We start from the raw sequence: 13,711 nt of genomic DNA, 5'->3' as shown, positions 1-13,711 counted from the left end.
AATTAATAGCGGGAAATGCTCCCATTGCTCACCAAAAAACGTCCTCTTTCATTTCATAGGGGGGTTTTTGAAAGCTTTTCTCTCTCTTCAACCGTACTAACTTTCCTTCTCATCCCCTAGAAAGAAGGATAGAGCAGAATCATGCGAGATTTACCATTAACGTGCGGAATTCAGGATTATCATGCGGCTTATCTAATAATCGTGCGAGTTGTAAATGAAATCATGCGGGAAATTCGATAATCATGCCGAAGTGTCGGATTTTCTTTATTTTCAAAAGAACTACGGGGACAGGTCCCCGCGTCTCTCCCCTTGTAAAAAGCTTTACTTACTTGCTTTTATCAATACCTTCCCCTCATACTCCCGACTCTCGATCAAATCATGAGCCTGTTTAGCTTCACTTAAATCGAATACCTTGGCAATGGGGAGCGTTACTTTGCCTGTTGCAAATAGCTCAATCACTCTTTCAGCAGCAGGAGCCAACATGTCCGGACGATGCTTCCTCGTCGTCCCAAGACTGAACCCTTTTACATTTCGGCAGGAAGAATGAACATCGCTCGTTTTGAAGTGTCCGGCACTGCCGCTGCTGTTGCCGAATTGAACGAGGGTTCCGTATAGACCCAGGCAGGCCAGACTTGCCGTCGTGACTTCTCCAGCCACGGAATCGAAAATGACTTGCGCCCCTCTTCCATTCGTCAATTGAAGCACTTCTTCCGAAAACGTGTCGTATGTACAAACAATATCTGCTCCCAACCTCTTTACATAATTCTCTTTGCTCAAGTTGCCGACCGTTGCAATGACTGTCTTCACCCCAGCAACCTTCGCTAATTGAACGAGCATGGAACCGACTCCCCCGGCCCCGCTATGGACAACGATCGTATCGCTTTTCTTCACCTGCCCTATTTGGTGTAGCAGGATATAAGACAAGATCGACACAGTAGGCATGGCTGCCGCCTGCTCAAAGGAAAGACTGTCAGGAATCTTGAACGTCAGTTGTTTATGGGCTTTCACATATTCTGCGTAAGACCCGCCTATAGGAAAAGCGATGACGCGGTCCCCGGCTGCATAACCGGAGGATTCCCCTGCTTCCACAACGGTCCCCGCTGCATCGAGCCCAAGAGTAAGGGGGAAACTCCCCTTTCCTTTGCTGCCTTTCCGAGATTTGATATCGGCATAGTTCACACTGGTAAAAGCCGTTTTGATCAACACTTCTTCTTTACTTATTTTCGGAGTCTCTACATCTGCTAATTGAAGCACACTGGAATCTCCAAATTCGTTTTGAATCACCGCTTTCATCACAACACCCCTTTTCCAACATCTCCTTTTCATTTTACTGTAACAGAGTAAGCGTGGGATAATAGAAAAACTGAAAGAACAGTCATAATCTGAGCTTATGTTGACATAGCATTATCGCTTGTGTTAATTTGTATGTGCAAATGAAAGGGTGTTGATCTAATGAACGAAGAACAAGACGACGTTCTGATTCACTGCTTATACTTCACGGCAAGCCGTTTTTCCAGAAGCATCACCAAGCTTGCTGAAAAACACCTGGATGCCGGAGGACTTGCTCCATCTTACTTTTATATGATCATGGTCATCCACTTTAAGCCTGGAATCACACAGAAAGAGCTGTGCCAGAAGCTGGCCATTGCTCCTTCCACCAGTACACGTTTCATTGATAAACTGGAAAAGCGAAACATCGTCGTTCGCAAAATGTCCGGTAAGCAAACCTTCATTTCATTAACGGATGAAGGCGAAGAATTGTACCGTGAATTCCGCGTGTCAATCAAAGAAATGTTCCAGGATTATTCCGAGACACTCGGGAAGGATTTCAGCCTGGATTTAAGTAAGATGCTACATGAAGCAAGTCTAAAGCTTGAAAAAGAGTGAGAATTGTTGCGCTCTTTTTTTCACCTTATCATTTGCATATACAAATATAAAAATCGGAGGAATACATTATGAATAAAACGATTGTCATTATTGGAGCTGGTAAAGGGATCAGCTATGAGACGGCGAAGATTTTTGGATTGAAAGGTTACAAGGTGGCACTCATTTCTCGTACACTCTCTTCACTTCAGGAGCTTGAAAGTGATTTAGCGGCGCACGGTATCACGGCAAAAGGATTTCAAGGTGATGTTTCATCCGGATCGTCCATGAAAAAGGCTCTTTCTGAAGTAAGAGCTGCATTTGGTGATGAAATCGAGGTCTTGTTGTATAATGCAGCGTCCATCCGACCTGGACAACCGACTGCGATCAATGTGGAAGATTTCATTTATGACTTTAAAGTGAACGTGGCAGGTGCACTGGTCGCCGTTCAGGAAATCCTTCCTTTCATGAAAAGAGACTCCGGATCCATTCTTTTGACAGGTGGAGGTCTTGCGCTCTATCCAAGTGCAGACGTTGCTTCATTATCCGTTGGAAAAGCGGGCTTAAGAAACCTCGCTTACAGCTTGAATCAGGAACTGACGCCGAAAGGAATCTTTGTAGGGACTCTGACCATTAACGGATTCGTTCAGGAAGACACTTATTTCTCGGGGGATAAGATTGCCGGAGCTTTATTCAAGATGCATGAGAATAAAGGAGACGTTGAGGTTGTGTACGAAGAGGCGTGACAGATCAAGAGCCATCACAGGGTTGATGTGATGGCTCTCTCTTTATTTATATGGGTTCTCCAGTAATCTGGAAACCGCACGTTCAGCCGACCGGAGAGCACCTTCGAGATGACCGCCACTTTCGGCTGCTGTTTCGGTTCCGGCAAATAGGATTTTCCTTTCCCACACACCTGCATGCCCAAGTGAACCATATTCAGGAAAATTCATCAGCGGTTCAGCATCTTCTTTTACGGCAGTATATGGGTCATCTGACCAGTCCTTGTACAGAAGGGAGATTGGCGAACCCGCCTGCTCACCGAATAAGCGTTTCAGCTGTTCCAAGACAAGCTCCACTATTTTATCCTCACCCAGCTCCCTGCGCGTTGCAGCCGGCATCCCGAAGAATCCAAACAAAGCACCTGCCCCTTTATCTGGTGAAGCGTCATGTATTTCCTGAAGAGGACCTGCCCAGCTCGTTACCTGACCCGAAAGACCATCCTTCCGCCAGAAAGGCCGTTCATAAATGGCTATTGCCTTTGCCTGTCCCGCCATCCAAGTCGGCATTTCAAGCATGCTTTGGATAAGGGCTTCCGGAAGAGAAGGTGAGAATGAAAGATGTCGTGCCACAAGTCGTGGTGGCATGGCAAGGATCACAGCTTCTGCCTTCCATTCCTTCTTCCCGCCTAGCTCATCAGCTTCGACCGTGATGCCCCCACCGTTATCCATCCGGATTGTTTTTACGGTTGTATTCAACTGAACAGTACCGGGCGGAAGAGTATCATAGACGGCATCAATGAGTGACTTCACACCGCCGTGCAGCCTGAAAGATCTTTGCACAGCTCCTTCCGGTAACACATGCTGTTGCGGGACAACATTTTCTGACTTCTCATAGAGAAGGGCTCCTTCCGTATGCTGCAGGAACGTCTGTAAACCGAGCTCCTTTACAAGACGTGTGATGAGAGGCTCATAGTCAGGCCAGAACCACGTCGGTCCGAGGTCCACTTTCGCAAGGTCCGTCCCTCCGATGGTCTCGCTTATGACTCTTCCTCCGATTCTTCCCCGGGCTTCAAGGACCACACACTCAACGCCTTTCGAGTGGAGGAGGGAAGCGGCTCTGAGACCGCTCAGGCCAGCACCGACAATGATCACAGGTTTCTTCATGCCGTGACCTCCTATTCTCTTTATAATATAGAGTATTGTAGCAGAAGGGACGGACCTTTTCATTCAGGGGAGCTTAAGCCATAAAAAAAGAGCTTGTAGAAACATTAACTGTCTCTACAAGCTTTTCCTTTACCTACTCTTCATATTGCTCGTTTTCATACGTACCATACTGACCATTCTCCGTATCGATGACACCGCTCGTATACGAATCCATGATCTGCTGGCTTACCTGTTGGTTCGCATTTTCATCATATGTGAACTGCTCTTTCGGATCCTTCTTCTTCATGGTGATTCCCCCTTAAAAATAAGTAGTCGATTCTCCTTTATTGTTCGAAAATTGGCTACAGATATAAGTGGGAAAATATAGTATGATGAATGTAAGGAGGGGATCACAATGAGTTTAAAATATCACAACATATTAGTAGCTGTAGATGGATCAAGGGAAGCAGAATGGGCCTTCAAAAAAGCGATTGCCATCGCCAAACGGAACGACGCCGTTCTTTCCCTGATCCACGTCATCGACACCCGCTCTTTCGCGGCCATCGAATCCTACGACCGCACAGTAGGAGAAAGAGCCATCAAGTATGCTGAAGAATTATTAAACGAGTACAAAGACGAAGCGGGCAAAGCCGGATTGACCAAAGTCAAAACCTATGTCGAATACGGCTCCCCGAAAGTGATCATCCCAAGAGAAGCAAACAAAAACGTCAAAGCAGACCTCATCATATGCGGAGCCACCGGCCTCAACGCCGTCGAACGCTTCCTCATCGGCAGCGTCTCCGAACACATCACCCGGGCTGCCCACTGCGACGTACTGGTTGTCAGAACGGAAGAAGTGGAAGATTGATTTATTATCTTTAATCCATCAAAAAAGAAAGAAGCGGTTGAGGGAGAGTCGTTCACCCCAATCGCTTCTTTTTCTTCTACACAGATTGTTCAACAAAAGCCCCTAACTCAGCCTTCCCCTTCCCAATCTGCACCTTCACCTGCTCAAATCCAGTACCACCATACGACTTACGTCTCTCAACAGCCGAATAAGGATTCAAAACCGAATAAATATCCTCCTCGATCAACGAAGAAAACTCACCATACTCCTCAAGCGATACATCCTTCAGATAGCAGCCCTTCTCAATGCAATACAGCACAAGCTTCCCGACGATTTCATGGGCCTGTCTGAACGGAATCCCCTTTGTCGCCAGGTAATCCGCAAGCTCTGTCGCATTGGAAAAATCATTCCCGACCGCTTCCTTCATCTGTTCACTATTCACCTTCATCGTCGAGATCATGCCCGTAAAGATCTTAAGCGATCCCACAACGGTCTTCACCGTATCGAACATCCCTTCCTTGTCTTCCTGCATGTCTTTATTGTAGGCAAGTGGCAGACCTTTTAACACAGTGAGAAGAGAAATGAGATTCCCGTTCACCCTGCCCGTCTTCCCTCTGACAAGCTCCGCCATATCCGGGTTCTTCTTTTGAGGCATGATACTGCTTCCAGTAGTGAAACTGTCATCGAGCTCGATGAATCGGAACTCTTCCGTGGACCACAGGATCATCTCTTCCGCAAGGCGGGAAAGATGGGTCATCATGATCGAGCTGTTGCTCAGGAATTCCAGGATGAAATCACGGTCGCTCACGGCATCGAGACTATTCTCATAGCAAGCATCAAAACCAAGGAGCTCAGCTGAATATTCCCTGTCGATGGGGAATGTGGTCCCTGCCAGTGCACCTGCTCCCAATGGGGAGATATCGATTCTTTTCAAGGAATCCACAAGTCGCTCCTTATCACGGTTCAGCATCCAGAAATAACACATCAGATGATGAGCGAACGAGATCGGCTGTGCACGCTGAAGATGAGTGTATCCCGGAATGATTGTTTCTACGTTCGCTTCCGCCTGGACGATGATCGCTTCCTGAAGGTCCTCAACGAGCTTGACGATTTCCTTCACGCGTCTTTTTAAAAATAGATGCATGTCTGTCGCCACCTGGTCGTTACGGCTTCTGCCCGTATGGAGCTTGCCGCCGACCTCTCCGATCAAATCGATCAGATGCTTCTCCAGATTCAAATGAATATCCTCATACTCAACGGAAAACTGAAGCTCATTCTTTTCAGCCTTCCCATACAACACGTGGAGGCCATCGAGGATCTGATCGGATTCACTGTTTGTCAGGATCCCGCACTTTTTCAACATTTTCACATGGGCGATGCTGCCTTCAATGTCTTCCAGTACAAGCTCCTGGTCGAATGAGATGGATGCATTGAATTCATCCACCCATTCTTCCGGCTTCTTGGTGAAACGTCCTCCCCACAGCTTACTCATAGAGTGACTTTCTCTTTCTTCTCAGCGTTGACCATGGAAGACACCTTCGTTGGCAGACCCCATAGTTGAATGAATCCAATGGCTGCATCATGATCGAATTCATCCGCTTTTGTGTACGTTGCAAGGTTTTCATCATACAGTGAGTTCGGTGATTTTCTACCTTCTACGATGGCATGGCCTTTGAATAATTTCACGCGTACGACACCGTTCACATACAACTGTGTTTGATCAAGGAAAGCCTTTAACGCTTTATTTAATGGAGAGAACCAAAGTCCCTCATAAATTAGTTCCGTCATTTTTTTCTCGATCACCGGTTTGAAATGGGCCATTTCTTTCACCAGTGTGAGGTCTTCCAGTTCTTTATGTGCTTTTAAAAGGGTCATGGCGGCCGGACATTCGTAGACTTCACGTGACTTGATCCCGACAAGACGGTTTTCCACATGATCGATGCGTCCGACTCCGTGCTTTCCGGCCAACACATTCAGCTTCGCAATGATTTCATCAAGAGGATAAGCCACGTGATTCAGCTCCACAGGAACCCCTTTGGAGAACGTGATTTCAACCACATCCGCTTCATTTGGCGATTCTTCGATGCTAGCTGTCAGATCATATGCATCTTCCGGTGGTGCCGTCCAAGGATTTTCGAGCACTCCGCACTCATTGCTTCTACCCCATAGATTCTGGTCGATGCTGTATGGTGAATCAAGATTGATGGGAATCGGAATCCCCTTATCCTTCGCATATTCAATTTCTTCTTCACGTGACCATTTCCATTCACGAACCGGCGCGATTACTTCTAAAGAAGGGTTCAATGCGGCGATTGACACTTCGAATCTCACCTGGTCATTTCCTTTTCCCGTACAGCCATGTGCAACAGCCGTTGCATCTTCCTGTTCTGCGATCTCTACAAGCTTTTTAGCGATCAACGGTCTTGAGAGAGCGGACACCAGTGGGTATTTTCCTTCGTACAGCGCATGACTTTGAAGGGCAAGAAGCGCGTATTCATTTGCAAACTCTTCTTTTGCATCGATAACATAGCTTTTCGACGCTCCAACCGTCAGTGCTTTTTCCTGTACAAAATCAAGATCCTTTCCTTCCCCGACATCCAGGCAGCATGCAATGACTTCGTATCCTTTTTCCTTTAACCATTGAACTGCAACCGATGTATCCAAACCACCTGAGTAGGCTAATACCACTTTTTTATTCATCCGTATCTCCTCCTGTTGATTTTCTATATAAATGAATATTTATTCTTTAAGATGAATTTATATTAGCAGTTTACGAGAAATACATCAATACTTATTCATGAATTTGTATAATTATTTTATGGACAATTCGTGACATCCCCTTCGCACTGGGCTTCACGCAGAATTTATTGTAGGATGAAAGAAGAATGAAACGTAAGGAGCATGCAGATAGATGAGGAACGAATTTTTTTCATATGATTCAAGACTGGGAATCCATATTCCATTGCAGTTGAAGGAATGGCCGCTGTATTCGCCAGAGGAACAGGAAGTGATTCTCCTTGAGTGGGAGCGTGTCCGTGGAACGATTCCAGACCGGATCGGGGAAATTGATGTGGAGATCGAGCGCCTTCAGGATGAACTGGCTGGGGAAGATGATTTTGAACGGTCCTGCATGATCAACAATGAAATCTCTGAACGTGCTTCTGAGATCAATGATCTATGGCTCTGGTACCGGACCAATCCGGAAAAAACAGAAAGGGAATGATGCGGTGAGCACATCATTCCCTTTCTGTTATTGTTCATTTTTCTTATCGCGCAAATAGCGGTATTGATAATATTTTTCGGCAAAATCAGTGATTTTCCTCGAAAGCTGATAATTGGATCCCGCTCCGATGGCAATGCTGACAAGAGGCAGACCCGACCACTTCTTCCCTTTGAACATGGTGATGGCCATCGCTTTCAGTGCCTGCTTCATGGACCCTTCCAGCCACGTATAATCCGTCAGCTGCTCCGACCCGTCATAGAAGTAATTGGAATCCTTCTTGTTCAAGTCCTCCATCAGATCCTCCCACGCAAGGGCCCGGAGCCTTGCCGGCAGGGTCGCCGCATGGAACACCTTCAGCGACGTCATCATTTCAAACGGCGTCTGAACATCGAATCCGTAGGTGATGGCGATGAGCTGCACCGAACGTAGATTGATGACGAGCATGGCAGGCAGATCCGATCCAAGAGCCACAAGTCCCCCGGTACCCGTCACCCCTCCTTGCAACAGGGAGTAGATGCGATGACGCCCCGCATGCTGTTCCGCTATGTAATGAAGCTGGTCAACCGTTAAATAATGAAGATCCTCGACCGTCTGAATGTCCTGATTGAAGGCCCTCGCCGTCACAAGGATCCGCTCCCGAGCGTCATTTTGCATCTGTGAACCTTGAATCAGGGAATGCATATGAAACAACCAGCCATCCAGCCTTTGAAAAAACTGATCCTGAACATCTTCAGGAATCGATTCAAACGCGTAATCCAGCCACTTCACATATGTATGCTCCAAATCATTCGCTTCATATTCATACAACTCTTCTCTCCAAGCCTTGATCGACTGCCATACCTGATTATCTCGTTCTGACCAGTTCACTTCTCCCACTCCTTACATTCCTTAAATTACGTATAGTATACCATATATGGAATAGACAATTCCTTTGTGACGGGGAGAATGGTGGGAATAGTCAGTAAATTCTACTCATAAAGAAAATTCGACACCCCGGCATGATTCATTGGAATGTCGCATGATAAATGTGGATCTCGCATGAAAGTTTAAATACCCGCATGATTATCGTAAATCCGGCATGATACAGGTCACTTTCCGCATGATTCCTCAGCGAGGGATTTTTGGAGGTCCGTCCCTCTTTTTCTGAACAAAAAAACAGGACCGCCATAGCCAGCGATCCTGTTTCATTTATATTAGATATTCCCTTTTTCTACAACATCACGAGCGATCATGACTTCTTCATTCGTCGGAATGATCATGACTTTAACAGGTGAATGCGGGTAGTTGACGAATGCTTCTTTACCACGGACCTGATTGCGTGCCGGATCCCAGTATACGCCCATGAATTCCAAGCCTTGAAGGACTTTTTCACGGATCAGTGTACTGTTTTCACCGATACCTGCCGTGAAGACAATTGCGTCTACACCGTACATGCGTGATGCATATGAACCAATGTATTTGTGGATACGGTTAGCGAACACTTCTAGAGCTAGTTCCGCACGCTCGTTTCCTTCTGAAGCCTGCAGCTCGATATCACGAAGGTCACTTGAGAATCCTGATACACCAAGCATACCGGACTTCTTGTTCAGGATATTTAATACTTCATCAGCCGTTGATCCTGTTTTCTCCATGATGAACGGGATAAGGGCCGGGTCGATATTACCAGAACGAGTTCCCATGGCAACACCTGCAAGTGGTGTGAAGCCCATGGACGTATCGATGGATTTACCGCCTTCGATGGCTGCGATACTTGCACCATTACCTAGGTGACAAGAAATCAGGCGCACTTGCTCTTCCGGACGGCCGAGCATTTCAGCTGCACGCTGTGATACATACTTGTGGGAAGTTCCGTGGAAACCATATTTACGGATTCCGAAGTCTTCATAGTACTCATATGGAAGGCTGTACAAGAATGAGCTTTCAGGCATCGTTTGGTGGAACGCTGTATCAAACACAGCAACCGCAGGAACATTCGGCAGCACGCTTTGGAATGCCTTGATTCCAGTTAAGTTTGCAGGGTTATGAAGTGGTGCCAGATCAGAAAGTTCTTCGATTTTGTTTGTCACTTCATCAGTAATCAGAACGGAATCATTGAATACCTCTCCGCCGTGCACGACTCGGTGACCGATTCCATCAATCTCATCAAGTGAATTGATGATGCCAAAGCCTGTCAGCTTTTCAAGCAACATTTTAACCGCTACTTCATGGTTCGGGATATCCGTCACTTCTTCACGTTTCTCATCGTTCACTGTTATATTGAAAACCGCATCGTTCAAACCGATACGTTCAATTAGACCTTTGGTAATGACTGTTTCTTCAGGCATATCAAAAAGCTGAAACTTTAACGAAGAGCTTCCAGCATTAATTGCAATCACTTTTTTTGCCACGTTGTATCGCTCCTTTTGTTTTCGATCTATCGACTCTACCATTATTCTGTTCATTGAATCGTTTTTTATCTCTCAATTCCCCATTAAATCACTGACTCCACCCTATTTCAAGAAAAAGCTTGAAATGACATCGTTTTCATGTTAAATTAAATGTTTTCACAAAAGTTTGAAAACAGCGCGCCGTATTTGGATGCATGCAAAATTTGTCGTTCTATGTTGAGTGTTCGATAAATTTAAATGACGGTCGAAAAACTCTTCATTCTCTGCATACCCCCACCACCTATCCAATAAAACACCAATAAAAAAAGACCGCCAGAAGGCAGTCTCGATTCATACGTTTATTTATTCTGCCCAAGCCACTGATCGATCTTCGACAGGATATCCTGAAGGGCTCTCTGATTCGAAAGGCTTGGCAGTTGAGCAAGCAATACCTCTTTAGGAGGCTTGATTCCTGTCTTTTTCTTCTGAAGGATCAGGATGCTCTTCGCCGAGTTTTTATTTTTAAACAGGGAAAGCGGCAGCTGCAGGAATCCCTGGATGTCAGCTTTCTCTTTCAGATACCCTTGAAGCTGTGCGCTGTGCGGCGATTCGAAAAGTCCGTTCGGCACGATGAAGAACAGGTATCCGCCGTCTTTCGTATGCTTCAGGCTTTGTTCGATGAACAGATGGTGGGCATACGAGTGGCCCTCATCCGCTTTCAGCTCATAATCCTGGGCGCGCAGGTCGTTCGGGTAATACCCGATCGGCAGGTCGCAAAGGACTAGATCGACGGGATCGATGAACAACGGCTCCAGTGAGTCCTGGTTAAAGAGCTGCAGTGGATGCTTCTGAAGATCAGCTCCCACGTAGGCAAGTTTGATGAGCACTTCATCGATTTCGACACCGATGGACTGGGTTTCTTTACCCGGCATCTGGTTCAACACCGTCGTCAAGAGATTCCCCGTTCCGATCGCAGGGTCAAGGACGGTCAGCTTATTCGTGCCCGCCGTGAATTTATTCACCAAATAGCTGATGAACAGCCCGAGTGAGTCCGGCGTCATTTGGTGATTCGGCTGGACGTTTTCTTTCATCCCTTTTAAAATCGCGAATTGAAACGCTTTACGGATATTTTCATTCTCAAGTTGAGAAAAGTTCACTTCATCGTACTTTTTATTCAGGCGCTTCTTCGTCAGTTCACTGACTTCTTCCTGAAGGACATCCCCTTGAAAAAGGTTCTCCCCCGTTTCCGCAACGGCTTCTAAATAACTGCAGGCAAGTTCATCCTTCAGCAAGGTAGCCGTTTCGTCGATTATTCCAAATAATGATTCGACTGGCGAATTAATCATCGGCATTCATTCCTTTATCTCAATTTCATTCATCTATTTTACCTTTGTCGGGGACGTTTGTAAAAAAAAACAATGCTGACCATCCGAGAATCAGGTCAGCATGTCTTAAGAAATATTCTGGTTGGGACAGGATTACTTCGCGTTTTTCACTGCTTCAACCGCAGCGTCATAATCCGGGTGATCAGTCGCTTCGCTTACATATTCCACATACGTTACTTCATCATTGCTGTTTACAACGAATACAGCACGTGCCAGAAGACGAAGTTCCTGGATGTGAACACCGAATGCTTCACCGAATGAAAGGTCGCGGTGATCGGATAACGTTTGGACATTTTCGATTCCGTTCGCTCCGCACCAGCGTTTTTGTGCGAAAGGAAGGTCCACTGAAACCGTCAATACTTCAACGTTATCAAATTTCGTTGCTTCTTCATTGAACTTGCGTGTCTGCGCGTCACAAACACCTGTATCGATGGAAGGAACGACACTGATCAGACGTACCTTGCCCTTGGAATCATTCAGTGTGACTTCCGATAGATCATTAGCTAACACTGTGAAGTTGGGAGCTTTGTCGCCTACTTTTACCTCATTACCTAATAGAGTGACAGGGTTGTTCTTAAACGTGATATTTGCCATTATTTGTTCCTCCTCTATAAATAGTATGTACCCTTTCATAGTACAGAAAAAGGAAGGGGGAAAGCAAATCATAGGGGTCCTTTTCAAAAAAAAGATGAGCTCACTCATTCGAGTAAGCTCACATTCATTTACAGTTCCATCTTATGATTTTGATTGTGCTGCCCGTTGTTATCCTCTTTATTGCCGTCCTTTTTCATCATGCCCTGAATCTTTTCGATGGCACCAGGAGCAAGGTCCAGCAGGCGATCGATCAGATGAGTGCTTTCATCTAAATGTAGCATCTTGATACCCTTTGAGCTGACGATCAGGAACGCGATCGGCGTAATCGAGACACCGCCCCCGCTACCTCCGCCAAACGGCTGCTGCTTAGGGGTTGACTTGTCACCGCCGCCTTCTCCACCTTTGCCGCTTTCGTCCTTGCCTTTACTGTCGATGATGAACTCACTTCCACCAGCAGCAAACCCAAAGCCTACCTTTGAAACGGTGAGGATGACACTTCCATCGGGTGTTTCAACGGGATCACCGATGATCGTATTCACATCGATCATTTCTTTTAAATTTTCCATTGCCGTGGTCATCAGACCTTCAATCGGATGTTCTGACATGTGAAGACCTCCTAATTAGACTGAATGTTTTTCTCCAGAAATGGTGGAAAGGGGCTTTGTCTTGAACTTAGCCATACCGCCTCTCCAGTACCGAAGTATCTTGAAACCTACTAGGATAGCATTCCCTATGCGAAACTGGATAATACATGAAAATTGCGTTTGAATCACCGCATGCTGAAAAGTCGGGGTCACCTCGATGACAGGCATGGATTGAAGGCGCATATACCCGCTTAGGATGCCGATGATGCTCCCTTTCATTCCCCAGATCGTCCCAGTCAACGTCCCCGTCGATGCCGCATCCCCGGTTCCGAATAAAGTTTTCCACTCGACCTGATCCAGTTTGACTTTTTTAAGAAACCCACGGATGATCCGGTGCATGGACTGGACGTGGACGACGACTTCCTTCGTATCATGTAAACTCGCAATGAAATCGTGAGGTGTGATTTTCTTTTTGGAAGCCTTTTTCTTGGAAGGGTCGCTCTCCTTCCCTTTCTTCGTTTCCTGTTCGACAACAACATTCGGACCGTCGTCATCAAGCTTCACGAGCGGAATGTCAATTGTATATTTGATCAAACCGAACCACGCCCTCAGCTTCACCTTGAAATGATCATTGTCATTTCCATGGTACAAGGAGATTGTGATTGTCAGCTTCGTGATAATAAGAATGAATAATAGAAAAATAATAAGTGCCGCGATAATGATTAACGTCCAGATCCACCAGCTCATAAATTCACACCCTTCAACCTCTTATTATGGCCTTTGTTGGGGAAAATAAACTCCGGTGGGTGGAAAATGTAGGGGAGATCGGCTCTTGGGGAAGGGTCCTGAAGGGTGATTCCGTCGTTTTGGGTGGTGATCGGTTTGACCCCCTAATTACTGACGTTTTCTCCAAGGGGCTTACTTGTTCTTAGTTTTTCATTTTGTTTTTCCTTCTTCGCTTTTATGAAGAAGGAAAAACCTTTA

At 46.1% G+C, this 13,711-nt stretch carries 15 protein-coding genes; 4 read left to right on the top strand and 11 right to left on the bottom strand.

Translation table 11 applies throughout. From position 1 onward, the window contains the following. Positions 1 to 321: 321 nt before the first annotated feature. Complete coding sequence (locus tag V8G47_RS18040) at positions 322 to 1,293, bottom strand: quinone oxidoreductase family protein (RefSeq protein WP_336201296.1); 972 nt, start codon at positions 1,291 to 1,293, stop codon at positions 322 to 324. A 159-nt stretch (positions 1,294 to 1,452) separates the two neighbouring features. Here V8G47_RS18040 and V8G47_RS18035 point away from each other — a divergent pair, with 159 nt between their 5' ends. Together V8G47_RS18035 and V8G47_RS18030 are read left to right on the top strand one after the other, a co-directional pair. Continuing rightward, a complete protein-coding gene (locus V8G47_RS18035; protein ID WP_336201295.1) occupies positions 1,453 to 1,887 on the top strand; it encodes a MarR family winged helix-turn-helix transcriptional regulator in 435 nt (144 codons plus the stop codon). Between the two features lie 68 nt (positions 1,888 to 1,955). Next, a complete protein-coding gene (locus tag V8G47_RS18030) occupies positions 1,956 to 2,609 on the top strand; it encodes an SDR family NAD(P)-dependent oxidoreductase (protein ID WP_336201294.1) in 654 nt (217 codons plus the stop codon). Positions 2,610 to 2,651: 42 nt separating this feature from the next. Here the strand turns inward: V8G47_RS18030 and V8G47_RS18025 are convergent, their stop codons facing one another. Next, the gene (locus tag V8G47_RS18025; protein WP_336201293.1) at positions 2,652 to 3,749 is read right to left on the bottom strand and encodes a flavin monoamine oxidase family protein; all 1,098 of its coding nucleotides are present in this window, start codon (positions 3,747 to 3,749) and stop codon (positions 2,652 to 2,654) included. A 133-nt stretch (positions 3,750 to 3,882) separates the two neighbouring features. Then, a complete protein-coding gene (locus tag V8G47_RS18020; protein ID WP_179886503.1) occupies positions 3,883 to 4,035 on the bottom strand; it encodes a hypothetical protein in 153 nt (50 codons plus the stop codon). A gap of 108 nt (positions 4,036 to 4,143) precedes the next feature. Between V8G47_RS18020 and V8G47_RS18015 the strand changes: the two genes are divergently transcribed. Beyond that, on the top strand, positions 4,144 to 4,596 hold the full coding sequence (locus V8G47_RS18015) for a universal stress protein (RefSeq protein ID WP_336201292.1): 453 nt from the start codon (positions 4,144 to 4,146) through the stop codon (positions 4,594 to 4,596). Between the two features lie 76 nt (positions 4,597 to 4,672). On the opposite strand, the gene argH is transcribed toward V8G47_RS18015, so the two are convergent. Together argH and V8G47_RS18005 are read right to left on the bottom strand one after the other, a co-directional pair. Further along, positions 4,673 to 6,067, bottom strand: a complete 1,395-nt coding sequence (gene argH / locus V8G47_RS18010) for an argininosuccinate lyase (RefSeq protein WP_336201291.1) — start codon at positions 6,065 to 6,067, stop codon at positions 4,673 to 4,675. After that, complete coding sequence (locus V8G47_RS18005; protein ID WP_261749932.1) at positions 6,064 to 7,275, bottom strand: argininosuccinate synthase; 1,212 nt, start codon at positions 7,273 to 7,275, stop codon at positions 6,064 to 6,066. Before V8G47_RS18005 ends, argH begins: the two co-directional genes overlap by 4 nt. Before the next feature lie 211 nt (positions 7,276 to 7,486). On the opposite strand from V8G47_RS18005, the gene V8G47_RS18000 reads away from it, so the two are divergent. Next, the gene (locus tag V8G47_RS18000; RefSeq protein ID WP_336201290.1) at positions 7,487 to 7,798 is read left to right on the top strand and encodes a hypothetical protein; all 312 of its coding nucleotides are present in this window, start codon (positions 7,487 to 7,489) and stop codon (positions 7,796 to 7,798) included. A 27-nt stretch (positions 7,799 to 7,825) separates the two neighbouring features. On the opposite strand, the gene V8G47_RS17995 is transcribed toward V8G47_RS18000, so the two are convergent. The 6 genes from V8G47_RS17995 to V8G47_RS17970 all read right to left on the bottom strand — a co-directional run bounded on the left by V8G47_RS17995 (position 7,826) and on the right by V8G47_RS17970 (position 13,474). Then, positions 7,826 to 8,665 carry an EcsC family protein gene (locus V8G47_RS17995; protein WP_336201289.1) on the bottom strand — a complete coding sequence of 280 codons (840 nt, stop codon included), beginning with the start codon at positions 8,663 to 8,665 and terminating at the stop codon, positions 7,826 to 7,828. A 326-nt stretch (positions 8,666 to 8,991) separates the two neighbouring features. After that, the gene (locus V8G47_RS17990; RefSeq protein ID WP_336201288.1) at positions 8,992 to 10,185 is read right to left on the bottom strand and encodes an acetate kinase; all 1,194 of its coding nucleotides are present in this window, start codon (positions 10,183 to 10,185) and stop codon (positions 8,992 to 8,994) included. Positions 10,186 to 10,523: 338 nt separating this feature from the next. Then, a complete protein-coding gene (locus V8G47_RS17985; RefSeq protein ID WP_336201333.1) occupies positions 10,524 to 11,507 on the bottom strand; it encodes a class I SAM-dependent methyltransferase in 984 nt (327 codons plus the stop codon). Between the two features lie 135 nt (positions 11,508 to 11,642). Further along, positions 11,643 to 12,143: a thiol peroxidase gene (gene tpx, locus V8G47_RS17980; RefSeq protein ID WP_258265333.1), complete on the bottom strand. Its 501-nt coding sequence runs from the start codon at positions 12,141 to 12,143 to the stop codon at positions 11,643 to 11,645. 128 nt (positions 12,144 to 12,271) lie between these two features. Beyond that, the gene (gene ytfJ / locus V8G47_RS17975) at positions 12,272 to 12,748 is read right to left on the bottom strand and encodes a GerW family sporulation protein (protein ID WP_336201287.1); all 477 of its coding nucleotides are present in this window, start codon (positions 12,746 to 12,748) and stop codon (positions 12,272 to 12,274) included. Between the two features lie 15 nt (positions 12,749 to 12,763). Continuing rightward, positions 12,764 to 13,474, bottom strand: coding sequence for a DUF2953 domain-containing protein (locus V8G47_RS17970; RefSeq protein ID WP_336201286.1), 711 nt, complete (start codon positions 13,472 to 13,474; stop codon positions 12,764 to 12,766). Between the last annotated feature and the right edge of the window lie 237 nt (positions 13,475 to 13,711).

It is taken from the genome of Rossellomorea sp. LJF3, from assembly GCF_037046045.1.
GTDB lineage: Bacteria > Bacillota > Bacilli > Bacillales > Bacillaceae_B > Rossellomorea.
This window is presented reverse-complemented; position numbering and strand designations above follow the sequence as displayed.